This window comes from Mycetocola lacteus, from assembly GCF_003667575.1.
Classification (GTDB): domain Bacteria; phylum Actinomycetota; class Actinomycetes; order Actinomycetales; family Microbacteriaceae; genus Mycetocola; species Mycetocola lacteus.
On the sequence record NZ_RCUY01000009.1, the window covers coordinates 465,844 to 489,857 of the forward strand.

Genomic DNA, 24,014 nt, shown 5'->3' on the forward strand with positions numbered 1-24,014 from the left:
TCGGAGTAGGCTAGGCGCACATCCCGCGAAAGGCCTCCGATGAGTTTTGATTCTCGAGAAGAACTCCTTCAGCTGCTGCGCAGCGAGGGAACCGTTCGCGCACTTGAGATTCTGGACGAACATATTGCGACCGCCTCGCTGAGCGCGGCGGGTTCGGCCGAGGCCACCCGTGCGTTGGCGGCAAAGGCCGCTCTGCTCTATATGATCGACCGCGATGGTGAAGCCGCCGATCTGTGGGCACAGGTTTCCCGGCAGTGGAGCGTGCTCAATGGTGCCGACTCCGCCGAATCCCTGGGCGCCCGGGTCGAATGGGTCCTGGCGACCGCCTTTTCGGGCGAGCAGGACGCAGCCCTCACCGAGAGCACCCGTCTGCTTGCGGATATCGAAGCGGTCGCCGGTGAGGATGCGGTTGAGGCATTCCGGGTGCGCGAAATTCGGGTGCGGCTGACCGCCGATCTCAACCGCTATCCGCAGGCCCTGGAGATGGCCCACGATCTACGTGATCGGCGCCTCGCGGCCCTGGGACCCCTGCATCCAGATACCGTTCGTTCGCACCGCATCGTGGCCGGAATCGCCAGCACCTCGGGCGACTATGAGGCAGCCCTGGAGTCCTATCGCGCGGCTCTGATCGCACTGGAACAGTCCGATGGACCCCGGGCGGTCACAACCCTGGACCTCCGCGAGGATGTGGCGTATCTGCTCGGCCTGCTGGGGCGCTATGGAGACGCCGAGATCGCCTATACCGACCTGCTGGATGATCTCCGCACCCACCCGCATCCCGACCTACTGGGCACGATCCTGCGTCGACGCATCGTGATCACCGAACGTGGCGAGATGGAGGGTGCCCTCTCGGGTGACACTCTGGATGAGGTCTTCACCTCCTCGATCGCACGGCTCACCGCGGAGGCGGGTGCGGGCGATGAGGCCGTCATCCTGATGCGGCAACGCTGGGCCGCACGCCTGATCGACACGCTGCGTCACGCGCGCGCCCTCGAGGAGTATCGACGCCTGGACGACCTGATTTCCCAGGAGGGCACCCCCGACGACATCCTGGAAAATCGCGACCGGATTGCCTTCACCCTGCGCACGCTCGGTGCCACCGATGAGGCGATCGCCACGTTCCAGGCGGCACTGGATATCCCGGAAATCACCCCGGCATCTCGCGACGTGGTGCGTCGCCGACTCGCCATGACCCTGACCGACGTGGGCCGGGATGACGAGGCCATCGCGATTCTGCGTGAGTTGAGTACCCCGGAGGATGCGGCCAGCCAGAATGATCTGGCGGTCGCCTATATTCGCGCGGATCGCTACGTTGAGGCGCAGCGTCTCCTGGAACCGCTGCGTGCCCAGGCACTGACCGAAAACACTCCGGGAAATCGACGGGTGCTGGGGAACCTGGCCCTCATCGCCTGCGAACTGGATCAGCATGATCGCGCCCGAAACGAGTGGATCCAACTGCTGCGTAGCCAGATGGCAGACATCGATGTAACCGACGAGGCGCGCCGCCAACGCACGGCCGATGCGGACCCCGATATTCTGACCACCCGCCACAACCTGGCTCGCGAACACGAACACCTCGGTGACTACGATCTGGCCATCGCCGAGCTCGACCGGGTGATCGAGGCCCGGATCGCCGCGCAGGGGCCCGACAGCACCGAGGCGCTCTCCTCGCGCAGCGCCCGTGCCTGGACGGCGTATCGGGCCGGGCATCTGGAGGATGCGGCCGCACGCTTCCGCGCCCTCCTGGCCGACCGCACCCGCGTGTTCGGCCCCGAAGACCCGCGCACCCTGGATACGGTGGACAATCTGGCCGATGTGGAGCGGGCACGGGGCAACACCGAAGCCTCCAGCGCGGTGGTCGCCGAGTCGCTTGCCTCGCTGGGTGAGGGGGCTGCCGGACTCTCTGGTGCCCGGGTTTCGCTGCGGCGGGCGATCCTGCTGGCCGATCAGCGTCGCTTTGCCGACGCCCTGCTCGCCTTCCGTCAGGCAGCCGACACCTTCAGTGAGGTGGCGGGGCCCACCCATCCGGAAACCCTACAGGCGCGCCGCGGCGTGGCCGATGCCGTGTTCCGTATCGGCTCCCCCGCCGAGTCCGTGGCCGCCTATCGTGAGGTGATGCCGTACCTGGATCCCGATGCCGACCCGCTCGGATTTGCGATGCTGCAGGGCCGCCTCGCCCAGGGTCTCTTCCAGAATGGAGACATCGAGCAGAGCATGGTCGAGCAGCGGGCGGCGATCGCCCGGGCGACCGCGTTTGCGCCCGATTCTGCCGATGCGCTGGGACTGCGCTCAAGGCTTGGACGCCGACTCACGATTCTGGGTCGGCACGAGGAGGCCGAGGCGATCTACCGTGCGGTGGCGCGAGATCGCGCGCGTGTGCTGGGGCCCACCCACCGCGACACCCTGGATTCGCGCAGCGATGTGGCCGAGGCGCTGCTCGCGCGCAAACGGTACTGGGCTGCCAGTCGAGCGTTCAAGACTCTGGTGCCGGTCATGCAGCGCGAGCTGGGAGTCGACGACCGCGACACCAGGCGAGCACGCAGCAAGCATGCCGAGGCGCTTAAACCCCTGACTCGACGCGTGATTGGCGTCCTGATCCTGGTGGCCCTGGTGTCACTACTGATTCTGGTTGCCCTCTTCCCCTGGGGAAACCTCGCGGCCGAGACGCAGACGATGGCCCCCGCGAGCATGCTCGCGGAGGCCATCGGAGACGTGGGTTTCGGGGGTTAGCCGGCGACCCACCAGGTGTCATCCGGGGTGACCGGAAGCGCACGCTTGTGACGGGTCAGCAGGAAGCGCGCTTCGAGGGCTGCGGCCACATCGGCGTCCACCTCGTGGCCCTCCAGATAGTCGTCAATCTCGGTGTAGCGCACGCCGAGGCTGGACTCGTCGGTCTGTCCGGGGACCTCGTCCAGGAGATCGGCGGTGGGTGCCTTTTCGTAGAGGCGAGCCGGGGCGTCCAGCTCGCGCAGCAGGGCCGCACCCTGACGCTTGCTCAGGCCCGAGAGCGGCAGTACATCGGCCCCGCCGTCACCGAACTTGGTGTAGAAACCGGTGATGGCCTCGGCCGCATGGTCGGTGCCCACCACCAGGTACCCATCGGCGCCGCCCACGGCGTACTGGGCGATCATGCGGACACGGGCCTTAATGTTGCCCTTATTGAAATCGGAGAGCGGTTCCTCGGTGCCCTCGCGGAAGGCATCGGCGACGCCGTCCACTCCCCCACGAATGTTCAGGACCACCGAACGGTCGGGACGGATGAACTCCAGCGCGAGCTGCGCATCATCCTCATCGTGCTGCACACCGTAGGGCAGACGCATCGCGGTGAAGTGGGCATCCACTCCCTCGGCCCGCAGTTTTTCTACGGCCAGCTGGGACAGGCGACCGGCGAGGGAGGAATCCTGCCCGCCGCTGATGCCCAGCACGAGGCCACGAGCCCCGGTACTGCGCAGGTAGTTGGCGAGGAAATCCACCCGACGGGTGATTTCTTCGGCCGCATTGATTGTGGGCCGAACCCCAAGTTCGGAGATGATCTGTTGCTGTAGCTCACTCATGGTTCTAATCTACCCCCGGTTGGGCTCGCCACGGTCATCAATGTTTCGTGGCGTGAAATCCTCGTGACTGGCGACCCTTGATGAGTGCGCACTGGCAAGCGCTGCTCGCACCCACACATCGATATAGACAGGTAAACTTGCAAGATTGCCTGTCGAAGTCTAGGCTGAAACCATGGCCCCCACGATGAACACCCCCGATCCCGATCCGCAGTCCCTGGAAACCGCCCAGCGATTCCGGCTCAATGTCGACCGTCTGCGCCGCACCCTGCGCCGAATCGAAACGGTCGAGGGTCTGGGACGCACGCACGAGGCAGTCCTGAGCCTGCTCTTTCGGCACGGCCCGCTGAGCATCGCCGACCTGGCTCGGCGCGAGCAGATGCGCCCACAGTCAATGGGCAGCGTGGTGGGCGACCTGGTGACCCGCGAGCTGGTCGACAAGGCCCCCGATCCCACCGACGGCCGCCGCGACCTGATCCGGTTGACCGAGGCCGGGCAGCGTGTCCTGGACACCGTCAACCGGGTGCGCGATCGTGATCTGGCCCTGCTCATGGATACCGACCTGAGCGCCGAGGAACGTCAAACCCTGCGCGCCGGCGTCGAGCTGATGGAACGGGTTGCCTTTGGTCTTGATCGCAAATGAGCGCGGTCATCACTCGGGCCGAATCCATCGGGTTTGGCCCCAAATTTGCGATCCCGATTCTGATCGGCCCCGCCCTCAACCCGATTAACACCACGATGATCGCGGTCGCGCTGACCCCGATCGCCCACGCGGTAAACGTCTCGGCAGCCACGGTGATCTGGCTGGTAGCCGGGCTCTACCTGGTGAGCGCCGTGAGCCAGCCGGCGATGGGTAAGCTGGCCGACACGTTTGGGCCGCGTCGGGTGTATCTCACCGGACTGGCAATCGTCGCGGCCGCGGGCATTATCCCGACCCTGCTGCCCACCTTCGGCGGCGTCCTGCTGGCGCGGCTGCTACTCGGACTGGGCACCTCGGCCGCGTATCCCTCGGCGATGACGCTGATCTCCGATCAGTCGGCCCGACTCGACAAACCCACCCCGCAGGTGCTGCTTTCGGGGCTGTCGATTTCCAGCCTGGTGACCTCCTCGATCGGCCCGGTGCTGGGTGGGGTGCTCATCCATGCGTTCGGCTGGCAGTCCATCTTCCTGGTGAACATTCCGCTCGCGCTGATCGCGTTTGTGCTGGCCTGGCTGTGGCTCCCCGGCGACAAGACCCGGGTGCGCGGTGCCCGCACGGTGTCGGCCTGGAAGGCGATTGACCCGCCGGGACTGCTGCTCTTTGCCATCACCGTGGTCGCACTGCTGATGTTCCTGCTGGATCTCAGCTCGGGACTCTACTGGCTCCTGCCGATCGCTGCGGTGGCGCTGGGCACTCTGATCTGGTGGGAGTACCGCGCGCAGGTTCCCTTTATCGACGTGCGCATGCTGGTCCACAACGGCCCGCTGGCCCGGACCTACCTGCGCCTGATGCTGGTGTTCACCGGCTCCTACCTGGTGGTGTACGCGATGAGCCAGTGGCTGCAGACGGATGTCGGACTGGCACCCTCGACCGCGGGACTCTATCAGATCCCCACCGCGATTGTTGCGGGCATCTGCTCGGTTCTGGTCGCCCGCGCCAAGCGCATCCGGGGCCCGCTGATCATTGCCGCCGCCGCACCGATGGTGGGTGGGCTGCTGCTCTCCAGCATTTCCTCGAGTGATCCCACCATCTACATCCTGGTGGTGCTTGCGGTGTTTGGTCTGCCGCAGGGTCTCGCCTCGATTTCCAACCAGGCAGCGCTCTATCGCCAGGCACCCGAGGGACAGATCGGTGTGGCCGCCGGGCTGTCCCGGACATCGGTTCAGCTGGGCGCGATTGTCGCCTCAAGCATCATCGGCATCGTCTACGGACAGGCCCCGAGCGATGCGGGCCTCAACACCATCGGGTGGATCGTGGCCGGGTTGACTGCCTGTGCGCTGGTCCTCACCATCCTGGATCGCTCGCTGCGCTCCCCCAAGAAGTAGGTTGCCGGGACGCGCCGGGTCCGCCACGCAGACGAAACCGCAGCACTTCCGACTCGTTACCCTGGCTTCGCCGCGACGCCTCCAACCTGACGCTCAGACGCAACCGCGGCACGCCCGGCTCGTCGCGCCTGCCTCGCCGCTGGGCGAGGCAGGCGCGTCTAGACGCGAGACCTAAACGCACCTCGGTAGGCGGCCGGCGAGGTGTGCAGGCGCTCGGCGAAGGCCTGACGCAGGCTGGTCGCCGTGCCGAAGCCGCTCTGCCGGGCCACCTCGTCGATGCCCAGATCGGTCTCCTCGAGCAGCTGCTGGGCGCGGCGCACACGCTCCAATCGCAGCCAGTGACTGGGGGTCAGCGCATACTCGCGGTCGAAGCGACGAATCAGGGTGCGCACACTCACGTGCGCGCGGTCGGCAAGGTCGCCGACGCCGATGCGACGGTCCAGGTTGGTGCGCGCCCACTCGATCACCGGCCACAGGCTCTCGTCACTGCACTCGGGGACCGGGATCGGCACAAACTGTGCCTGGTCGGCGGCCCGATGCGGGTTCATCACCAGTGTCCGGGCCAGCTCATTGGCAACCGTGCCGCCGTGATCCCGGCGCACAATCTCGATGCACAGGTCGATCGCGGCGGCCGTCCCTGCCGAGGTGAAGACGCGATCGTGGGACGTATAGAGCACCGCCGGGTCCACACTCACCCGCGGGTACCGCTGGCTCAACGCATCGGCGTAGCGCCAGTGGGTGGTGGCGATCTGATCATCCAGGAGTCCGGCCGCCGCCAGGGTGAATGCCCCGGTGCAGAGCCCCACAATCCGCGCACCGCGGGCATGGGCGCGACGAATGGCATCGATGAGGGCCGCCGGCGGCGGCTCCTCCAGATTTTCACCGGCGGGGATAACCAGCGTATCCGAGCCCTCAAAGCCCGCCACATCCCCGTGTCCGGGGAGAAACAGACCGCCGGCCACCTCGACGCCCGCCTCGTGGCCAAACGCGTAGGCGGTCACCACATAGGGCGCCTCACCGTTCACCCGCACCTCGCCAAACACCTCGTCGGGGATCGCCAGATCAAACAGCGCCACCCCCGGCGGCACCGCCACCGCAACCCGATGGGGTGCGGTGGCGGTGCCGAGTTCGCGTGCGGGGTTCTCGGGGGTGCGCACTAGCCGAGCGCCGCGTGGGCGGTGGCCGAACCCACCTCAACCAGGACCACGCCGCCGATAATCAGCACAATGCCCAGCGACATCAGCGCGGTCAGTGGCTCCTTGAACAGGTACTTGGCAAGCACCGCGGTGATCGCCACACCGCTGGCGGCCCAGATTCCATACCCGACGCCGAGCGGCATGCCCGAGCTCAGCGAACCGGCGAACAGGGAGAAGGCGGCGAGGTATCCGCCGACGGTCAGGATGTACCAGCGACGACTCCCGCCCACGGCCGCGCGCAGCGACGCGGTGGCCGCCACCTCGCTACCCACGGCGAGCGCCAGCAGGATCGCGGCGATCATGCGGGGGCCTCGGTGGGGGCCTCAGCGGAGGTTGTTGCGGCAGCGGCGGTTGTTGTGGCGGCAACGGCTGTTGCGGCGGCGGATGCAGGAGCGGCGGCGGCCCGCTCGGCGGCACCGTGGGCGCGCTGGGACCCCAGCTCCACCACCAGGACACCGGCGATGATGAGGATCAGCCCGCCGATCATCAGCGGGGTCAGTGGTTCGCCAAAGAACAGCACGGAGGCCAGCGCGGTCAGCGCGACGCCGGTGGCACCCCAGATGCCATAGGCCACACCGAGGCCCAGGCCCAGGCGCAGCACGCGGGAGAGAAGGTAGAAGGATGCGACGTATCCGAGGACCACGAGCGGGTACCAGATCGGATGCGTTTGAGCGGCTTTGAGGCTGACCGAGGCGGTGACCTCGGTCAAGATTGCGGCCAGAAGCAGCAGCCAGGTTTTCATATGTGTGTGACTCCGTGAATAGGCGTTCGGCCACATGCCGAACATCCCTAGTTCACCGTACCTCCCGCACCCCCACAATTGGCACGCGTGTCACGATACGAAAGATTCACGCCACCGCCGCGTGTGCGTCATCTGGGACGGCGCTACATCCACTTTTTGTACTTGAATACCCCGTACAGCGCCAGGCCAAACACCACCATTGATCCCAGCGCCAACGGGTATCCAAACGCCCAGTGCAGCTCGGGCATATGGTCAAAGTTCATGCCGTAGATCGCCCCGATCAGGGTGGGGGCGAAGAGGATGGCTGCCCAGCCCGAGATCTTTTTCATGTCCTCGTTTTGCCGCTGAGCCACCAGGGTCGAGTTGACGCTGAGAATCTGCGACAGCGCGTCGCGCAACTCGGACACCCGGGTGCTGGCGTGGGCGAGGTGGTCGGAGACATCCTGAAGGTAAGCCTGGAGCGGACCGGGCACCTCGTAGCGGTCAAACCCCTGACGCAGTGCGACCAGCACGTCCGCCATCGAGGAGGTGGTGTGCTGCAGGTCGATGACCTCCTGGCTCAGCCGGTAGATGCGTTCGGCCACGGCCGGGTCGCCGCTAAACACCTGACGCTCGATCTGCTCCTTATCGATCAGCAGGCCGCGCAGCACCGGCGTATACCCGTCCACGATCGCATCCAGCAGGCGGTAGGCCACGGCCTCGGGCCCGAGGTTCAGCAGGTGCTCATCATCCAGCAGGGTGCGGCCACCACGATCGGCAATGTCCGCGGGATCTCCGGCGATCGTGGCCTCATCGGTGCCGTCGATCCAGCGGCGATCCTGGCAGAGCACGGCGATCGCGTGCGGACGCACCAGCACGTGGAACTCGGAGAAATCCACGTCCTCGGCGGCGTCGTCATAGCGGGCCGAGCGCAGCACCATAAACAGGACGTTCCCGTAGCGCTCCAGCTTGGGACGCTGCTTGGCGTGCTGCAGATCCTCGACCAGCAGCGGGTGCAGGTCCCAGGCGGCCGCCAGCTCCTCCACGTCCTCGGGGGTGGGGGCGGGGAACAGGCTCAGTGCGATCCGGTTCGGGGCCGCATCGGCGAACTCCAGCGACTCGGCCACCGAGACGTTTTCCGGCGAGGGACGCAGACTCCCATCGATCACATACCGGGTGCGCAGGGTCGAGCCGCCGCTCGCCGATGGAGACGGTGAGGCAGTCTCCCGACGGTGAAAGAGGGGGTTTCTGCGCCGTACGGGCTCGTCATGATCGCGTTTGGGCATCCGCTTTTCCTCGTCGTCGCAGTGGTCTTGGGGGCTCTGTTCAGCTTAGCCGGGCAGGATCTGGCGGCAGCGGATAGCGTAGTCCCGAACCCCAGCCGATCTCCCACCCCAGGGTGTCATCAAAGTAGTCGGCGTAGCCGATGGGCACGCTGATTTCGCGCTGGCACAGGTTTTGCAGGCCCGCAAACCAGGCGGCATACTCGGCGTCATCCCGCAGCGGCCGAACGTGTGGGAGCGCCGCGATAATACGATCGGCGAGCACGTCGGGATCCGCGAGTGGAGGCACCTGGGTGTCCAAAAAGTTTGGCCCCATCCCGTCGGTGTAGCGCAGGACATATCCATCGGGATTAGCCGGGATGAAGCCCGTACCCGAGGAATCATCCCAGATGGTCACACGCCAGTTCGAGCCGGAAGCGTTCATCCCACAGGACACCCGCACCCGGTGATAGCCGCGGGCGTGAACCACTCGGACGGCATCGAGAATACTCAGCCCGGTGCGACGCGCAAGCACACCGTTGATGCCGTCGATGGTGTGCGAATCGGGGCTCACCAGGATCGCCTCCTGTACGCCGGTATCGAGCGCCAGGATCGTGTCGATGGCGTCGATCACCGCCCAGGTGAGCGGCCAGCCCGACGCTCCGGCCCCGATCACCGGCAGGCTCAGCGTTCGCACGCCGAGACTATCGGCAACCGCAAAAATGCGGCGATATCCGGCTACCAGATAGGCGCGGTCCTTCTGAGCCGTGGCAAACGGTGGCACGGTCACGTGAATCACCCAGCGGGCCGGCAACTTCCCGGCGATACTCCAGACCGCGTTTTCGCCCCCCATCCCCTCGGGGAATCGTTCGCGAACGTTTGCCCGGAACGACGCGCCACCCGCACGATGGATGGCCGCATCCACCCCGCCGGCACCAAGCATGGCCGGCGAGGTGGGATTGACGATTGCGTCGGCGTGGACGGCCGTAATGTTCCCCAGCTGTGCGCGAATCTTGATCACCGTTTACCCCCGTGCGTTGTGTGTCCCCTCCACGCTACCCGGGATCGCGCAGTTGCCGGGCACCCGGCCCTAGACCGTGGCGCGGAATTTTGGATGGATGAGCACAAACACCAGCACCGCGCTGCACACCAGGGCGCTGACAATCAGCGGGAGCGGCGGCCACCAGGTGTAGAACAGGGTCGCCAGGGTGGGGGTCAGGACAAAGGTGAGCGCGTTGTTGGCGGCGATCAGCCCGGCGATGCCGCCCTGTTCCTCGGCGCTCATCAGGAGCGAGGGCCCCGCGGTGTAGCCGGGCATGGCCAACCCGAGGCCCAGGCCAATCAGGAACAGCGCGATCACCAGCGGCGGAATGCCGGCGTTGGGGATCAGGACCAGGAATCCGGCGAGCGAGACGGCCGCGCCCACGCGCAGCAGCGTGCCGGGCCGCCATCCCAGCCGAGGAACCAGGACCGCCTGGGCGATCACCATTCCCGCCCCGGCCGCCAGGAGCGCCGCACCGGTGATCCCGGCCGCGGCCCCCGCGTTCAGAGCAAAGCGGTCCTGGACGATGAAGCCGGTGATGATCTGCACAAACCCCAGCCCGGTGAACAGCCCGAAGCCGGCCAGCAGGAACGGCCAGGCGCGCGGATCCCAGGGGCTTACCTTCGGCGGGTTTTCGATCAGCTCGTGGCGCTGTTCGCGGCGCAGGAACAGCATCACCGCGATCAGCCCGATCCCGATCATCACCGGCACACACAGCAGCGGGACCATCAGCCCGAAGCCTGCCAGCGCGCCGCCCACCACCGCACCGCCGATCATCGCCAGGCCCTGAACGGCGCCCACCCCGGCCATGCCCCGCACCCGGGATTCGGTGGTGGTGGTCACATCGGCGATATAGGCCTGAGCGGTGGGCGGAACCGCGGCGATGGCCAGCCCAAACAGCAGCCCGCGGGTGATCAGGAGCAGGATAAACAGTGCGGTGCCGCGCAGGGTCCCCTGCATCCCCAGCTGGGCGAGGAGGGCGAAGAGCGCCATCGCGCCCACCGCGGTGCCCATGGCCGCGACCAGCACGGGTTTGCGTCCACGGGAGAGCGAGGCGCGACCCCAGAACTGACTGCTGAGGACCACGCAGACCGCGGCCAGGCTGATCATCACGCCCACCTGCCATTCGGCCAGCCCCACCTCGCGGGAGAGCGGGGCGATGATCGGGTTGAGGGTCATCTGGCCGAGGTAGACCAGGAAAACTGCGCTCAGAACCAGCGGGATCTGAGGCTTGGTTGCGGTGGACGGGGTGTCCGAAACCTGGGGCTGCATGGGTGCCTTTCCATTGTGTGTTCTGCTGGGTACGCTAGGTCCGCGGCACACAGTTTCGCAATGGCGTTCTCGTTATTAACCGATTGGACAGCATGCCCGACACTTCTCCCCCACGAAAGCCCGGTCGTCCGGTCGAGTTCAACCGCAACCGGGTCCTCGACACCGCCGGATTAATGCTGATGAACGGCGGAATCGAGGGCCTGACGATGCGCCGGCTGGCGAGCGGATCGGGCACCACTCTGGCGGCGATCTATCGCCACCTGGGCGATAAGGAGGGTGTGCTGAGCGCGGTGCTCGACCGCTTCTCCGAGGACATTCCCCGCACTCCGACCCACGGCACCCCGCAGGATCGGATGCTGGCGATCGGACACGGGATGTACGCGGTCCTGGTGACCCGCCCGTGGATCGTCGATATCCTCCGCCGTGGCGGCAGCACCGGCACCGGCGCGCTGTGGTTCGCCGAGGAGTTCATCGCCGCCGCCGAGGAACTGGGGGCCACCCCGGTGGACGCCCTCAACACCTACCGGGCACTCTGGAACTATGTGCTCGGCGCACTCCTCACCCGGGTGGAACCCGAACGCACCCTGGAGGCGGACACCCCGCTGGCCCGGAAAATCCTCGCCGCCGCCGAGCGCGACAAACTCCCCCGCGTGCGCGCCTACGTGGGCGGCCCGATGGGTACCTCCGAACGCCTGTTCCGCCGCGGCCTGCTTGCGGTGGTCGCGGGGCTGGCGGCGCAGTGCCGGGCGGCGTGAACACAAAAACGACCCCGCGCGCACCGAAATACGGTGAGCGCGGGGCCGTTTTGACGTGGTGCCCCCGACAGGAATCGAACCTGCGACCAAGAGATTAGAAGGCTCCTGCTCTATCCTCTGAGCTACGGAGGCGGACGAAACAAGTGTAGCGCGAACGTCGGGTGCGGCGATTCAGGCGCGGGAATGCGCCGCCCGCGGCGGACCCGCCGGGCGCGTCGGATTCCGGGTGCGAGGCGACAGCGCAACGGTCAAAAACCGCGCGACAGCATCGCCACGTCACATCCCCCGCCCGGTACATACACCGCGGGCCACGTCGGCCCCGCACGTAGATCGCTAGAGGAAGAAGCCCAGCACACCCGCGACCGCGGAGGCGGCGGCAATGACTAGGGCGATTGCGATCAGGATCGCGTGCACCCGCAGGAACGCGGTGGCCTTGCCCTCGGCGTCGCGAGCGCGGGGATCGTTTTTCACGCGGGTCCAGAAGCGCGGCCAGACAATCACGTTGTAGGCGGCGTTGATCAGAAGCAGGATACATAGGAGCGGAGTCACCCGCTCATTCTAGGCGAGAATCCGCCATCTGTCGGCGGGGCGGGCTAACATGAGGGCATGGCAAATCTGGCGGACCGACTGGTCTGGATCGACTGTGAAATGACCGGACTCGACCTGGCGGTCGACGAACTCGTAGAGATCGCGGTGGTGATTACCGACTTCGACCTCAAACCGGTCGCACCCGGAATCGACCTCGTGATCAAGCCCAGCGCCCAGGCGTTGGAGCAGATGGGCGAGTTTGTCACCAACATGCACACCACCTCGGGGCTCATCACCGAGCTCGACGACGGGCTCTCGCTCGAGGAGGCCGAGCGTCAGGTCTTGGAATACGTGCGCACGTATGTACCCGAGGCCAAGAAGGCGCCGCTGGCCGGAAACTCGATCGGCACGGACCGTTCATTCCTTGCCAAGTACATGCCCGAGCTCGACGGACACCTGCACTATCGCAACATCGATGTGTCCTCGATCAAGGAGCTTGCCCACCGCTGGTACCCGCGGGTGTACTTCCGCTCCCCCGAGAAGGACGGCGGCCACCGCGCCCTGGCCGACATCCTCGAGTCAATTCGCGAACTGGCGTACTACCGTGCGGCCGCTTTTGTGGCCGAGCCCGGACCCACCTCGGAGGAGGCCAAGGCCATCGCCGAGGACGTGGTGTCAAAATACGCTCCGGAGATGTAATAGACTAATCATGTTGCACCGCACGACACGAAGACTTCGATTCGCAGCCAGCGAAAAGAAGCGCTAGTATCGAGTAGTGACATGGTGGGTATAGCTCAGCTGGTAGAGCGCCTGATTGTGGTTCAGGAGGTCGCGGGTTCAAGCCCCGTTACTCACCCCAAGTAAATATGAAAAGAGGAGCATATATATGCTCCTCTTTTTGTTTTAACCGGAGAAAACGGGCATCGAACGACACGCCCGAGGCGATGAAAACCCATTCTCGCGGCATCAAATTTTGGCTTTCCCTCCCCCGAAACGACACGCCGACACCGGGCCAGCGCCACGCCCGAGATCCTCACATCGGCCGAGATTCTCGATAGGATTTTTCTCGTGATGGAAATGGATCCGGATACCTTCGACACGCTCGTCAACGACGTCTTTGAGGCGCTGCCCGAGGAGGTCACCGAGGGGCTGGAGAACGTGGCCATCGCGATCGAAGATCTCCCCGAGGACGGCAGCCTCGACCTGCTCGGTCTCTACCACGGCGTGGACCTCACCGAACGCGGGCAGTACGGCTTTGGCGAGATGCCCGATCTGATCAGTCTCTACCGTCTCCCGCTCTTGAACTACTGCGAGGACGAGGACGATCTGCGCGAGCAGGTCCGCATCACCCTGGTCCACGAGATCGGCCACTACTACGGCATCGACGACGAGGAACTGCACCGTCTGGGCTGGGGATAGTCCCCGTTGCCGTCAAATCGCCGCATTTTCGGCCGCGCCGCCCACCCGGGCCGAACGCCTCGATTACGCTGACTACATCGCGGTACGCACACCCCGGACGCGGCAGAGACCCCGATCGACGAAGGGAACGTCATGGCCAAACGTGGCATCAGCATCACCCTGGGCACGCTGGTGCTGATCGGTGTGGTCGGGTACGGTCCCGCGGTGCTGCTGGGCCCCCTTCCCGAACCCGATGTCACGGTTGCCGCGGCTCCCGCTTCGGCCGCCCCCGTGCATCCTCCGGTACTGCCCGAAACCGGTGCCACCGCGGTTGCCCAGCAGACCACGGTTCTCGCCCATGCCGGCGATGCCTCGGCTCTGCCCATTTCCGGTGCCGCGCGCCTGGTGACCGCCCTGGTGGTTGCCCAGCGGTATCCCCTCACCGAGGGTCCGGGGCAGAACATCACCATCAGCGAGGACAACTACAACGACTTTGTGGCGCGTGCGGGGGCCGGGGCCTCCACGGTGTCCTTCTATCCGGGGGATGTCTGGACCCAGCATTCGATGCTGCAGGCCATGCTCCTGGGCGGCAGCACCAACCACGCCGATGCCCTGGCCACCTGGGCCTACGGCTCGCGGGAGGGCTTTCTGGAGGCTGTCAAAGCCTGGGCGTCCAAGGAGGGCCTGACCAGCCTGGTCATCACCGATGCCGGCGGCGTTGACCTCGGCAACGTGGCCTCGGCTTCGGACCTGGCTCGGATTTCCGCGCTGGCGGCCGCGGATCCGGGGATTACCGCCGCACTCACCGAGGCGCCCGATCCGCTGGCCCTTCAGCGCGGCATGTCGGTACCTTCCGCCTATCTGCCCGATGCACACATCCAGGTTCTCTATCGCGGCTACACGGATCAGACCGGCATCATCCTGCTGTTTGCCCGCACCATGAAAACCGATGCCGGGGACTTCACCTTCGGGTCGGCCTCGCTGCGATCGGCCACCTGGAAAACCCTGGAAGCGGAAACGCTCGCCCTGCTGGCCAGCGCCGATGCCGGAGTCACAGCCGCCCCGGACCTGGCCGCGGGCACGCCCCTGCTGAGTGTCTCCACCGCGTGGGAGCAAAAGGCCCGCGGGCTCTCGGGGGAAACCCCGGCCCGGCCGCACTGGGCTCAGACCGCTCCGAAACTCGATGTTTCACCCGGGAAGATTCCGGTACCCGTGGCCTCCGGGACACCGGTGGGAACCGTCAACGTGGAATCCAGCGATCCAGAGATCGCCGAGCAGAAGATCCCGGTGCTGCTGGATACCGAACTCACCGAACCGGACGTGCTGTGGCGACTGAGCCATCCGCTGCCGATGATCCAGGCGCTCTGGACGAAGTACGTGAAGTAGCGGGAACGGTAGCGGCGCGATCGGGCGAGCGGCGTCAGATGCGCGAAGCCGGCGGCGAAACGGGCGAGTCAGCCTCCGAGTCCGGCGGCACCACCCGATCCGGTTCGGCCCGCAGCAGCAGGCCAGCTCGGGCGCGCGGATTCCAGCGCGCCACATAGGTGTCAAAATCCGCCTGCCAGGCATCCCAGTGGGGAACGTATCCCTCCCCGTCGCGGGCGAGGGCGCGTGCCTTGCGGAAGGTGTCCTCGGCGTCGATCCAGATGCCCAGGTCGGCCAGGTCCCCGGCGGGCCCCAGCGTGCCGCAGCCCTCGATGACCAGCGGATTCCCGGGCTCGACCCGGGTCGCCGCGGTCACCACACCGCGTTCCCAGTCATAGCCGTGCCAGAAGCCGGGTTCGCCGCGCCGCAGCGGGGCCACCAGGTCCCGAGCCAGCGCCTCGGCGGCGGGGTCCAGGCCGTCCCAGCCGGGATACATCCAGTCCATTCGGATCAGGGTGGGCGTCCCCGATGCCGGCCAGTGCGCGATCAGCTCGTCGGCGAAGGTGGACTTCCCCGCACCACTGGGCCCGTCAATCAGCACAATCGGGTTCACACACCCGTCCAGGAGCGTGCGAGCCCGATCAATCGCCTGCGGGGAGGCGGCCGCCGCCCTATCCAAAGAGGAAGTTCCAGTGGCCGGTCGCCACGCTTGTCCACACCACGATCACGCTGACCAGGATACCAATCGCAAACAGCGCGAGGTCGATGCGACCGAGGCGAGACTCCCGCGCCCAGGTGCGGGTGGTGGCGCCACCAAACCCGCGGGCCTCCATCGCGGTGGCCAGCTTGGTACCGCGACGGATCGAAAGCACCAGCATCGCCAACGCCATGCCGGCAAAGCGACGGATCTTGCCCCGGTCGGCCACGCCGCGGGCGCGACGGGCGAGTTCCAGCGCACGCCAATCGTCCAGGAACAGACCGATCATCCGAATCCCCGCCAGCGCCCCCAGCACAAAGCGGGCGGGCAGCCTGAGGATCTGCGCCAGTCCGTCGGCCAGGTCCGTGGGGTCCACGGTCACAAACAGCACCACCGCGGGCAGCGCGATCGCCAGCACCCGTAGCACGGTGGCGATCGCAATCGTGATCGAGCCGTCGCTGATCTGCGCCAGCCCAAACTCCCAGTACACGGTCCCATCGGGCCGGCCGTAGAGCAGCATCGTGATGCCGGTCAACGGCGCCGCGATCCACACCGGGAGCGTGCGCAGCCAAAACTGGCGCGGCGTCAACCCGGCAAAGGGCAGCAGAATCGCCAGCGCGGCCAGCGCCGTGGCCGCCGAGACCCAGTCCAGGGTCAGCAGCAGCACGATGGTCAGTGGAACCGGCACGATCAGCCGGGTCACCGCATTGGTCCGGTGGATCACCGCGGTACTGCGCGCGGTGATCGCGGGGGCGGTTCCGGCGAGCGCGCTCATGACACCACCTCCGACACGATTCTCACGGTGATTCCCAGGGTACTCATGCGGCCACCTCTGCGGATCCCGCCGTCAGGGTGAGGGTGCGATCGGCCAGGGCCGCCACAAACTCGGCGTCGTGACTGACGGTGATAATCGCCGAGCCCTCGGCGCGCAGCGCGCCGATCAGCTCGACCAGCCGCGCCCACGTTCCGGCATCCTGCCCAAAGGTGGGCTCATCCAGCACCAGAATGCTCGGTCGAGACACCAGTGCGGTCGCCACGGACAGCCGGCGCTTCTCGCCTCCGGACAGGGTAAAGGGATGCGCGCGATCCAGCGCGCTCAGGCCCAGCCGGTCCAGGACGTCATTGACGCGTGCGTCCACCTCGGCCGGATCGAGCCCCAGAGCGCGCGGCCCGACCTCGAGCTCCCGGCGCACGGTGGTGGCCAAAAACTGGTGTTCGGGATCCTGGAACACGGTTCCGATGCGTTCGAGGAGCTGTGTGGACTTCCAGGCAATGGGTGAATCGCCGAGCCCGCGGTTCAGCTCCGCGGTGGCCCGTAGCTCACCGCCCTCGGGGCGCAGCAGACCCGCGAGGGTCAGCGCCAGGGTGGACTTACCGGCACCGTTTTCCCCGGTGATGGCTAGCACTTCCCCCGCACGCACGTTGGTGGTCACCGGGGATCCCACCGGAATCCCGCGCACCCGAGCGGTGCCCAGGTCCCGGGTATCCAGGAGATCGACCCCCGCGGGCTGCGCGGCGGGCAGCGAGACACGGGGCGGATGGCCGGGAACCCAGACGCCCTCGCGCGAGAGTTCGGCACCGCGCTCGGAGAGCACGACATCAGGGTGTCCATCGGCGATCACCGCGCCCCCGGCACCCAACACCACCACGCGATCTACCAGCGGCAGCCAGGTATCCACCCGGTGCTCGATCACCACGAAGGTGGCACCGGTCTGGTCAAGGACACGGCCCACGGCATCGCGCACCTCGGCGACGCCAACCGGATCCAGGTTTGCGGTGGGCTCATCCAACAGCAGTAGCCCCGGACGCATCGCAATCACCCCGGCAAGGGCCAGGCGCTGTTTCTGCCCGCCCGAGAGTGCCTGGGTTGAGCGATCGAGTGGAACATCCAGCCCCACCGCGTCGAGAGCCTCACGCACACGAACCCAGATTTCCTCGCGGGGAACCCCGAGGTTTTCGCAGCCAAAGGCCACATCGTCGCCCACCCGGGCGAGGATCATCTGCGAGTCGGGATCCTGCAGCAGCAGGCCGCTGCGGCCACGCTGATGCGCGGGGTCCTGCCCATCCACGGTCAGGCTGCCCTGCGTATCACCCTCATCGTCTCCGCCGAGGACACCCGCGAGCGCCTGCAGCAGGGTCGATTTTCCCGCACCCGAGGGGCCCAGAATCAGCACCCGCTCCCCCGGACCAATGTCCAGGGTCACGTTCTCAAGTGCCCACGCGAGTCGGGAGGCGTGCCGCCAGCCCCAGTTCTGGATGCTGACGGCCGCCGGTACCACCGAAGTTGCCGAGGTCACGCTAAACCCGAACCCCCAGGCTGCGCCCCACCGCAAACCGGTTGAGCGCCCCGGTGGCCGCGAGGCTCTTGACCGCAAACCACACCAGCAGTCCCGCGATCAGCGCACCACCAATGATCTGAGCGCCCACATAGACGGTGATGAAACCCCAGCTGGCGCCCGGGCTCCAGAAGATGATCGAGTTGACAGCGCCGAAGATTCCCGCGGTGGCCCCGGCCAGCAGCGTAACCGGCAGGTTCCATACCCGGTAGGCGAAGAGCAGGAAGATGATTTCGGCACCGAGGCCCTGAACCAGGCCCGCCTCAATCGTGGAGAAACCACCCCACTGGTTTCCGACCAGCGCCGAGACCAGTGCGGCGACGGTTTCCACATAGATGGCCGCGCCGGGCTTACGAATGACCAGCGCACCCAGCACACCACCGATGTACCAAACGGGTTCCAGGAGACCCTGGAATCCGGGAAGCAAAGCCTCAAACGGCGCCTTGATCCCGCTCCAGCCGAGGTTGAACGCCACAAAAATCAGGGCGACGGCAACACCCAGGACGCTGGCCACAACGATGTCGACAACCCGCCAGCGGAAATTCAGACGCGGCGGAACCACTGCATTTTCTTTAATAGACACTGTGAACGTGCCCCTTTCTAATGAGAAATGGAGGCACGGGTTAGAGAAACTTATCCTCCCTGCGCTGGCATGATCCAGATCAGGTTTGACGGTCGAAGGTACGTACCTTCCTCTCAGCCCAGTGGATCCCGGACTCCCGTGTTACCCCGAGTATAGCGCGCGCCCGGCCCCACGCGGGGACCGGGCGTCACACGATATTTCGGGACAGGCTACTTCTTGAGCACCTTGATCAGCCGGGTGAGGATACGACCAGCCACCCAGACTAGCGGGACCGAGACCACGATGGTCGCGAGCAGGTTGGGCTCAAAGCGCCAGCCGTTGCCACTGCGCACGTACACACCCACGGGAACGGAGAGTCCGCCTCCGCCGCCCCCGCTGCCGGCCGGTTCCCCCGTGGCACCCTCGGCGAATTCGCCCTCTCCGGCGCCAAAACCAAAGCCGGTGAGCGCGACCGGGATCAGGGTTGCCCCCTCGACGGTGACCGGGTCACCATAGGAGGTCTGCACGCCCAGCTTCTGAAAACGGTCTGCGAGGTCCAACGCGATTTTCGTCATGCCCCCACGCTAGCGTGCTCGGCCGGATACGGATACCCCGATGCCGGTCTGTGTGGGTACATGACACGCGAAACCCCCACACCTGCCGAGGTGTGGGGGTTTCGATTCCGGATGCTAGTTGTTGTCCAGCGGGAGTCCCGGCGGGTTCACCAGCGACTTCTTCACGGCCTCGTTTTTCAGGCCCCAGGCATCCAGCCACTGGCCGTACTGGCCGTTGTCGATCAGGTAGTTGATCGCGTCGGCGATGGGCTGAGCCAGTCCCGAATCCTTCTTCACGGTCGCGGCGATCAGGCCCTCCAGGGTCTCCCCCGCACCCGAGAAGATGCCGGCCGTACGGGTGGGGTTGGCGCTACCCTCGGTGAGCTTATTGCCGTAGGCGATGCCCGGGTTCGGGCCGAAGTAGGCGTCGATCTTGCCCGAGTTCAGCGCCAGGGTGGTGGCGTTATTGTCGGGGAAGTAGGTGACCGTGAGGGTCTTGCCCTCGGCCTCCAGTTTGGTCTTCCACTCCAGCAGAATCTTCTCCTGGTTGGTGCCGGATCCCACGGCCACATTCAGGCCGTTGAGGTTTTCGAAGTTGTTATCGAACTCCCACTTATTGGAGGCCTTCACCTGGAACGCCAGGTTATCGCCGCGGTAGGAGGCGAAGTCGTACTTCTCCTTACGCTTTTCGGTGTCGGTGATGTTGGAGAATCCCACGTCGGTGGCACCGGTGTCGATGCCCACAAACAGGTTGTCCCAGGTGGCGTTTTTCACCTCGGGCTTGAGCCCGAAGACGCCGGCAACCAGGCGCCCCAGGTCAGGTTCGGCACCGGTCAGGGTTTCGTTATCGTCGCCGGTAAACGCCAGCGGCGGGAAGCCCGAGGGCAGTGCACCAATACCGATGGTGAGCTTGCCCGAGTCGAGTACCTTCTTGGGCAGGGTCTTACGGATCTCCTCGATGGCCGAAACCTTGATTTTGGTCTCGGTGCCGGCACCGTTGGAGAACGCGGCAACCGTCACGGTTCCGGTGTCGGCGGGGGCGGCTTCGGTGCTGCTGGAGCAGGCGGCAAGCCCGGCAACCAGGGCGGCCGCGGCGGCGAGCGCACCGAGGGTCTGGAGCCGCTTGGGGGTGATGATGGTCATGATGGTTCCTCTGTGATGGGTTCGGGTTAGTGGGGGTTCGGGTTAGTACGGGTGGGCGGTCAGGCAAGAACCTTGCTCAGGAAGTCCTGGGTTCGGGAGTGTGCGGGGGCGGTCAGTACCTGCTCCGGGGAGCCCTCCTCGACGATGGCCCCCTCGTCCATGAAGACCACCCGGTCGGCCACCTCGCGGGCAAACCCGATCTCGTGGGTTACCACGATCAGGGTCTTGCCGCTGCCGGCCAGGGTGCGAATGACCGCAAGTACCTCACCCACCAGCTCGGGATCCAGCGCCGAGGTCGGTTCGTCAAACAGGATCACATCGGGATCCAGGGCCAGCGCCCGGGCGATGGCCACCCGCTGTTGCTGTCCGCCGGAGAGCTGCCGTGGATAGCTGGCCTCCTTATCGGAGAGACCCACCCGGGCCAGCAGCGCACGGGCGGTTTTGCGCGCCTCGGCGGTCTTAATCCCGTGCGAGATCGGTGCCTCGCTGACGTTTTCCAGGATGGTGAGGTGGGGAAACAGGTTGAAGTTTTGGAAAACAAAGCCGATCTTGGCGCGCTGGCGCAGGATCTCGCGAGGACGCAGCTCCTTGAGCCGCTCCCCCTTGACCCGCACGCCGATCAGCTCTCCGTTGAGGGAGACAAATCCCTCGTCGAGCTTTTCCAGGTGGTTGATCGCCCGCAGCAGGGTGGACTTGCCGGATCCGGACGGGCCGAGGATCACGGTCACGGTGCCGGCTTCGACACTGAAATCCACACCTCGCAGCACGGTTTTGTCCCCGTAGGACTTGGTGGCATTGTGCACGGCGATGGCCTGAGTCATGCCACACCCGCCGTCGCTCGGCGCGAGCCAAAGGCCCGGCGCACCCGCTGCAGCGGCGTCGGCGGGAGAACCCGCACCGTTCCGCGAGCGTAGAAGCGCTCGATGTAGTACTGCACCACGGCGATCACGCTGGTCAGGATCAGATACCAGATCGTGGCCACCACGAGCAGTGGAATGACGTCGGTGGGATAGGTGCTGCCGAGGTTCTGGGCGATCCCAAACAGGTCCAGTAGCGAGACGTAGTACAGCAGCGAGCTGGCCTTAATCAGCCCGATGATCTGATTGACGTAGGCGGGCACGATCGAACGCAGCGCCTGCGGCAGCACGATCCGGGTGAACTGGCGACGCTTGGGGATACCCAGCGCGTCGGCGGCCTCATGCTGCCCCTGGTCCACGGCGAGCAGCCCCGAACGCACCACCTCGGCGCTGTAAGCAATTTCGGACAGGCTGAGTCCGATCACACCGAGCGCCAGCGGGGTCAGGGTCGCGACCGTGTTGACGGTGAACTGGGGTCCGAAGGGGATGCCCACGCCGATCTCGGGATAGAGGTTCCCGAGGTTGAAGAGGAAAACGAGCACCAGCAGCAGCGGCACCGAGCGGAATAGCCAGATGTAAAACGAGCTCAGGGTGCTGAGCACCGGGTTACCCGAGAGCCGGGCGACGGCCACAACGATGCCGCCGAAGAAACTCACCACGGCACTGATCGCGGTGGCCACGATGGTGAGCTGGAGACCCTTCAGGATGGGTGGGCTAAAAAACCACTTCCCCACCTTTTCCCATTCCCAGGACGGGTTGGTGAACAGGGTCTGGGTGAAGTTCAGCAGCAGAACCAGGACCAGCGCGGTGATCACCCAGCGCAATGGATGCCGCAGCGGGAGCACTCGACGTTCGGCCAGACGGTGGGCATCGATTCCCGCGGGGGCGGGATCGGAGGGGGGTGAGTCGGTGGGCCGCTGGGCGAGTGCGGTCATGAGGAGGCTCCATTCGAGGAGGGTGAGGGGGTGGGGGAAGCGTGCTCGGCCTCATGCCGGGCGCGAATGTCCGCGATGTCTAGCGGCTCGGGGGTCAGCGACTTGGCGAACCCGTGAATGCCGATGCGCTCGGGTGGCAGATCCTCGTCAAAGAGCGGGGTCCAGCCGGCCGAGCGATAGAGGCGGACCGCCTCGGGCTGGCGCGGGCCGGTGGTCAGATAGGAGCGGGTGAATCCGCGGCGACGCGATTCGTCCTCGAGTTCGAGCACCACCCGACGGGCGAGGCCCCGCCGTCGATGCTCGGTGGCGGTCCAGATTCGTTTGAGTTCGGTGGTGTGCTCATCCAGGGTCTTGAAGGCACCCCCGGCAACCGCGATTCCGTTCTGCAGGAGGAGAACAAACGCGCCTCGCGGTGCACTGAATTCGGCGGCCGGATACCGGTTGATCTCGACCGAGGCCGGTTCCTCGAACACGTCGCCGTAGCGGGCGTCGTATTCCCGCTCCAGATCGGTCAGCAGTGGAAGCACCCGCGGGTCGTCGGGGCTCACATAGACAAAAATCTCATCGTTCGCGGAGGCGGCATCCGGGGTCGGGTTGTGATCAAGCAGCGTCACGGGATCTCTCCTGCGCACTCTGTGCGGCGGCGTCCCGGCGAGCCACCTCATCCCGGACCAGCGGGATCACGTACCGACCGAAGTCGATGGTGTCATCCACGTAGTCGTAGCCGCGGGCGGAGATGATGTCGACGCCGAGGTCCACATAGTCAAGCAGCGCCGCCGCCACGGTTTCGGGGGTCCCCACCAGCGCATTGGAGTTTCCGCGGCCGCCGGTGGCGGCGGCCACCTTGGTCCACAGCGCACGGTCGAAGCGGTCCCCCTGGTCCGCAATCGAGAGCAGCCGCTGCGAACCGGCGTTCTCGGGATTGCGCAGGTCCCCCACAAACGAGGAGGGCAGCGCGCTGGTGCGCCGCTCGATCTGCCCGAGGATGCGCTCGGCCTTCTCCCAGGCCAGTTCCTCAGTTGCTCCGAGAATCGGCCGAAATGCCACCTGGATCCGCGGACGCTCGGTGCGTCCGGCCGCGATCGACAGGTCGGTAATGGTCTTGATCTGCTCGGCGGTGTTCGCCAGCGGCTCTCCCCACAGCGCGTAGATATCGCTCTGCGCGGCACCGATCTCATACGCCGCCGCCGAGGATCCGCCAAACGAGATCTTCGGCCCGCCGGGCTGAGCGGCCCAGATGTCGCTGACGAAGTTTTCGATCCGATAGTGAGCGCCGTCGAAGCTGAAGGGTTCGTGGCTGGTCCACGCCTGCTTGAGGATGCTGATGTACTCGCCCGTGCGGGCGTAGCGCTCATCCTTGGAGAGGAAATCCCCCTCGGCTGCCTGGTCGGCGGTGGAACCACCGGTGATGATGTGCAGGTTCAGGCGTCCGTCGCTGATCTGATCCAGGGTTGCCACGACCTTGGCCGCATAGGTCGGGGCCGAGACGTTGGGGCGGTGGGCCAGCAGCAGCTTCAGGTGGTCCAGCTTCGAAGCCACATACGCGGCGATGGTTGCGGGGTCCGGGGAACCCGAGTGGTAGGCGAAGAGGATGCGGTCCCAGCCGTTATCCTCGTGGGCACGGGCCAGACGCAGGGTGTAGTCCTTGTCGAAGCTGGAACCGCTGCGTGCACGGGTCTCGCTTCCATCGTTGAGAGCGGCGATGCCGAGAAATTCGATGGGCACGGTGTTTCCTTTCCAAATCGGTAGAGTCGGTGCGTCGAGAGGGCTGGCGCTATCCGGTTGCGAGACGCTAACACCGTGGCAACGGGCCCG

General features: G+C 66.1%; 25 protein-coding genes, 2 tRNA genes and 1 riboswitch. Of the genes, 8 read left to right on the top strand and 19 right to left on the bottom strand.

The window, feature by feature from the left end; all coding sequences use genetic code 11:
• Positions 1–39: 39 nt before the first annotated feature.
• Complete coding sequence (locus D9V34_RS11380; protein ID WP_121688908.1) at positions 40–2,730, top strand: tetratricopeptide repeat protein; 2,691 nt, start codon at positions 40–42, stop codon at positions 2,728–2,730.
• On the opposite strand, the gene nadE is transcribed toward D9V34_RS11380, so the two are convergent.
• Positions 2,727–3,554, bottom strand: a complete 828-nt coding sequence (gene nadE, locus D9V34_RS11385; RefSeq protein WP_121688909.1) for an ammonia-dependent NAD(+) synthetase — start codon at positions 3,552–3,554, stop codon at positions 2,727–2,729. The two genes, D9V34_RS11380 and nadE, sit on opposite strands and share 4 nt — an antisense overlap.
• 172 nt (positions 3,555–3,726) lie before the next feature.
• Here nadE and D9V34_RS11390 point away from each other — a divergent pair, with 172 nt between their 5' ends.
• Positions 3,727–4,194 carry a MarR family winged helix-turn-helix transcriptional regulator gene (locus D9V34_RS11390; RefSeq protein WP_121688910.1) on the top strand — a complete coding sequence of 156 codons (468 nt, stop codon included), beginning with the start codon at positions 3,727–3,729 and terminating at the stop codon, positions 4,192–4,194.
• Complete coding sequence (locus tag D9V34_RS11395) at positions 4,191–5,576, top strand: MFS transporter (protein ID WP_121688911.1); 1,386 nt, start codon at positions 4,191–4,193, stop codon at positions 5,574–5,576. The genes D9V34_RS11390 and D9V34_RS11395 overlap by 4 nt, the downstream gene beginning before the upstream one ends.
• Positions 5,577–5,734: 158 nt before the next feature.
• On the opposite strand, the gene D9V34_RS11400 is transcribed toward D9V34_RS11395, so the two are convergent.
• From D9V34_RS11400 to D9V34_RS11425, 6 genes are all read right to left on the bottom strand, one after another.
• Complete coding sequence (locus D9V34_RS11400; RefSeq protein WP_121688912.1) at positions 5,735–6,733, bottom strand: GlxA family transcriptional regulator; 999 nt, start codon at positions 6,731–6,733, stop codon at positions 5,735–5,737.
• Positions 6,733–7,074: a DMT family transporter gene (locus tag D9V34_RS11405; protein ID WP_342773003.1), complete on the bottom strand. Its 342-nt coding sequence runs from the start codon at positions 7,072–7,074 to the stop codon at positions 6,733–6,735. Before D9V34_RS11405 ends, D9V34_RS11400 begins: the two co-directional genes overlap by 1 nt.
• Entirely contained in the window at positions 7,071–7,514 is a 444-nt protein-coding gene (locus tag D9V34_RS11410) for a DMT family transporter (RefSeq protein ID WP_121688913.1), read from the bottom strand. Before D9V34_RS11410 ends, D9V34_RS11405 begins: the two co-directional genes overlap by 4 nt.
• A gap of 143 nt (positions 7,515–7,657) precedes the next feature.
• Positions 7,658–8,779, bottom strand: coding sequence for a magnesium and cobalt transport protein CorA (locus tag D9V34_RS11415; RefSeq protein WP_121688914.1), 1,122 nt, complete (start codon positions 8,777–8,779; stop codon positions 7,658–7,660).
• A 40-nt stretch (positions 8,780–8,819) separates the two neighbouring features.
• Positions 8,820–9,776, bottom strand: coding sequence for a macro domain-containing protein (locus tag D9V34_RS11420; protein WP_220700584.1), 957 nt, complete (start codon positions 9,774–9,776; stop codon positions 8,820–8,822).
• Positions 9,777–9,845: 69 nt separating this feature from the next.
• Entirely contained in the window at positions 9,846–11,069 is a 1,224-nt protein-coding gene (locus tag D9V34_RS11425) for an MFS transporter (RefSeq protein ID WP_121688915.1), read from the bottom strand.
• Positions 11,070–11,161: 92 nt separating this feature from the next.
• Here D9V34_RS11425 and D9V34_RS11430 point away from each other — a divergent pair, with 92 nt between their 5' ends.
• Positions 11,162–11,824: a TetR/AcrR family transcriptional regulator gene (locus D9V34_RS11430; RefSeq protein ID WP_121688916.1), complete on the top strand. Its 663-nt coding sequence runs from the start codon at positions 11,162–11,164 to the stop codon at positions 11,822–11,824.
• 56 nt (positions 11,825–11,880) lie between these two features.
• Here the strand turns inward: D9V34_RS11430 and D9V34_RS11435 are convergent.
• Both D9V34_RS11435 and D9V34_RS11440 read right to left on the bottom strand, forming a co-directional pair.
• Positions 11,881–11,956: transfer RNA gene (locus D9V34_RS11435), tRNA-Arg, on the bottom strand.
• Positions 11,957–12,157: 201 nt separating this feature from the next.
• Positions 12,158–12,373 (bottom strand): SCO4848 family membrane protein, encoded by a 216-nt coding sequence (locus D9V34_RS11440; RefSeq protein ID WP_030148782.1) that lies wholly within the window; start codon positions 12,371–12,373, stop codon positions 12,158–12,160.
• A gap of 57 nt (positions 12,374–12,430) precedes the next feature.
• Here D9V34_RS11440 and orn point away from each other — a divergent pair, with 57 nt between their 5' ends.
• The 4 genes from orn (at position 12,431) to D9V34_RS11460 (ending at position 15,136) form a co-directional block, all read left to right on the top strand.
• Positions 12,431–13,051, top strand: coding sequence for an oligoribonuclease (orn, locus tag D9V34_RS11445; protein WP_121688917.1), 621 nt, complete (start codon positions 12,431–12,433; stop codon positions 13,049–13,051).
• An 84-nt stretch (positions 13,052–13,135) separates the two neighbouring features.
• Positions 13,136–13,211, top strand: a tRNA-His gene (locus tag D9V34_RS11450).
• A 212-nt stretch (positions 13,212–13,423) separates the two neighbouring features.
• On the top strand, positions 13,424–13,771 hold the full coding sequence (locus tag D9V34_RS11455; RefSeq protein ID WP_121688918.1) for a metallopeptidase family protein: 348 nt from the start codon (positions 13,424–13,426) through the stop codon (positions 13,769–13,771).
• A 132-nt stretch (positions 13,772–13,903) separates the two neighbouring features.
• Complete coding sequence (locus D9V34_RS11460) at positions 13,904–15,136, top strand: serine hydrolase family protein (RefSeq protein ID WP_121688919.1); 1,233 nt, start codon at positions 13,904–13,906, stop codon at positions 15,134–15,136.
• Between the two features lie 34 nt (positions 15,137–15,170).
• Here D9V34_RS11460 and D9V34_RS11465 read toward each other — a convergent pair whose 3' ends face one another.
• From D9V34_RS11465 to D9V34_RS11510, 10 genes are all read right to left on the bottom strand, one after another.
• Positions 15,171–15,794, bottom strand: coding sequence for a nucleoside/nucleotide kinase family protein (locus D9V34_RS11465; protein ID WP_183091964.1), 624 nt, complete (start codon positions 15,792–15,794; stop codon positions 15,171–15,173).
• On the bottom strand, positions 15,787–16,587 hold the full coding sequence (locus D9V34_RS11470) for an energy-coupling factor transporter transmembrane component T family protein (protein WP_121688920.1): 801 nt from the start codon (positions 16,585–16,587) through the stop codon (positions 15,787–15,789). The genes D9V34_RS11465 and D9V34_RS11470 overlap by 8 nt, the downstream gene beginning before the upstream one ends.
• Positions 16,588–16,630: 43 nt before the next feature.
• The gene (locus D9V34_RS11475; RefSeq protein WP_183091965.1) at positions 16,631–18,109 is read right to left on the bottom strand and encodes an ABC transporter ATP-binding protein; all 1,479 of its coding nucleotides are present in this window, start codon (positions 18,107–18,109) and stop codon (positions 16,631–16,633) included.
• 1 nt (position 18,110) lies between these two features.
• Complete coding sequence (locus D9V34_RS11480; protein ID WP_121688921.1) at positions 18,111–18,731, bottom strand: ECF transporter S component; 621 nt, start codon at positions 18,729–18,731, stop codon at positions 18,111–18,113.
• A gap of 38 nt (positions 18,732–18,769) precedes the next feature.
• Positions 18,770–18,881, bottom strand: a riboswitch (TPP riboswitch).
• Positions 18,882–18,940: 59 nt separating this feature from the next.
• Entirely contained in the window at positions 18,941–19,285 is a 345-nt protein-coding gene (locus D9V34_RS11485) for a spore germination protein GerW family protein (protein ID WP_121688922.1), read from the bottom strand.
• Between the two features lie 114 nt (positions 19,286–19,399).
• Positions 19,400–20,407, bottom strand: coding sequence for a transporter substrate-binding domain-containing protein (locus D9V34_RS11490; RefSeq protein WP_121688923.1), 1,008 nt, complete (start codon positions 20,405–20,407; stop codon positions 19,400–19,402).
• A 59-nt stretch (positions 20,408–20,466) separates the two neighbouring features.
• Positions 20,467–21,228 (bottom strand): amino acid ABC transporter ATP-binding protein, encoded by a 762-nt coding sequence (locus D9V34_RS11495; RefSeq protein ID WP_121688924.1) that lies wholly within the window; start codon positions 21,226–21,228, stop codon positions 20,467–20,469.
• Entirely contained in the window at positions 21,225–22,199 is a 975-nt protein-coding gene (locus D9V34_RS11500) for an amino acid ABC transporter permease (protein ID WP_121688925.1), read from the bottom strand. The genes D9V34_RS11495 and D9V34_RS11500 overlap by 4 nt, the downstream gene beginning before the upstream one ends.
• Positions 22,196–22,813, bottom strand: coding sequence for a GNAT family N-acetyltransferase (locus D9V34_RS11505; RefSeq protein WP_245992005.1), 618 nt, complete (start codon positions 22,811–22,813; stop codon positions 22,196–22,198). The genes D9V34_RS11500 and D9V34_RS11505 overlap by 4 nt, the downstream gene beginning before the upstream one ends.
• Positions 22,800–23,924, bottom strand: a complete 1,125-nt coding sequence (locus D9V34_RS11510) for an LLM class flavin-dependent oxidoreductase (protein ID WP_121688927.1) — start codon at positions 23,922–23,924, stop codon at positions 22,800–22,802. The genes D9V34_RS11505 and D9V34_RS11510 overlap by 14 nt, the downstream gene beginning before the upstream one ends.
• Positions 23,925–24,014 lie beyond the last annotated feature (90 nt).

Bases quoted from the DNA above. Each gene is read 5' to 3' on its own strand.
- D9V34_RS11415 (WP_121688914.1), bottom strand. From the start codon at position 8,779: ATGCCCAAACGCGATCATGACGAGCCCGTACGGCGCAGAAACCCCCTC.
- nadE (WP_121688909.1), bottom strand. From the start codon at position 3,554: ATGAGTGAGCTACAGCAACAGATCATCTCCGAACTTGGGGTTCGGCCC.
- D9V34_RS11380 (WP_121688908.1), top strand. From the start codon at position 40: ATGAGTTTTGATTCTCGAGAAGAACTCCTTCAGCTGCTGCGCAGCGAG.
- D9V34_RS11405 (WP_342773003.1), bottom strand. From the start codon at position 7,074: ATGATCGCCGCGATCCTGCTGGCGCTCGCCGTGGGTAGCGAGGTGGCG.
- D9V34_RS11490 (WP_121688923.1), bottom strand. From the start codon at position 20,407: ATGACCATCATCACCCCCAAGCGGCTCCAGACCCTCGGTGCGCTCGCC.
- D9V34_RS11470 (WP_121688920.1), bottom strand. From the start codon at position 16,587: ATGAGCGCGCTCGCCGGAACCGCCCCCGCGATCACCGCGCGCAGTACC.
- D9V34_RS11455 (WP_121688918.1), top strand. From the start codon at position 13,424: ATGGAAATGGATCCGGATACCTTCGACACGCTCGTCAACGACGTCTTT.
- D9V34_RS11500 (WP_121688925.1), bottom strand. From the start codon at position 22,199: ATGACCGCACTCGCCCAGCGGCCCACCGACTCACCCCCCTCCGATCCC.
- D9V34_RS11460 (WP_121688919.1), top strand. From the start codon at position 13,904: ATGGCCAAACGTGGCATCAGCATCACCCTGGGCACGCTGGTGCTGATC.
- D9V34_RS11390 (WP_121688910.1), top strand. From the start codon at position 3,727: ATGGCCCCCACGATGAACACCCCCGATCCCGATCCGCAGTCCCTGGAA.
- orn (WP_121688917.1), top strand. From the start codon at position 12,431: ATGGCAAATCTGGCGGACCGACTGGTCTGGATCGACTGTGAAATGACC.
- D9V34_RS11425 (WP_121688915.1), bottom strand. From the start codon at position 11,069: ATGCAGCCCCAGGTTTCGGACACCCCGTCCACCGCAACCAAGCCTCAG.
- D9V34_RS11485 (WP_121688922.1), bottom strand. From the start codon at position 19,285: ATGACGAAAATCGCGTTGGACCTCGCAGACCGTTTTCAGAAGCTGGGC.
- D9V34_RS11395 (WP_121688911.1), top strand. From the start codon at position 4,191: ATGAGCGCGGTCATCACTCGGGCCGAATCCATCGGGTTTGGCCCCAAA.
- D9V34_RS11495 (WP_121688924.1), bottom strand. From the start codon at position 21,228: ATGACTCAGGCCATCGCCGTGCACAATGCCACCAAGTCCTACGGGGAC.
- D9V34_RS11410 (WP_121688913.1), bottom strand. From the start codon at position 7,514: ATGAAAACCTGGCTGCTGCTTCTGGCCGCAATCTTGACCGAGGTCACC.
- D9V34_RS11430 (WP_121688916.1), top strand. From the start codon at position 11,162: ATGCCCGACACTTCTCCCCCACGAAAGCCCGGTCGTCCGGTCGAGTTC.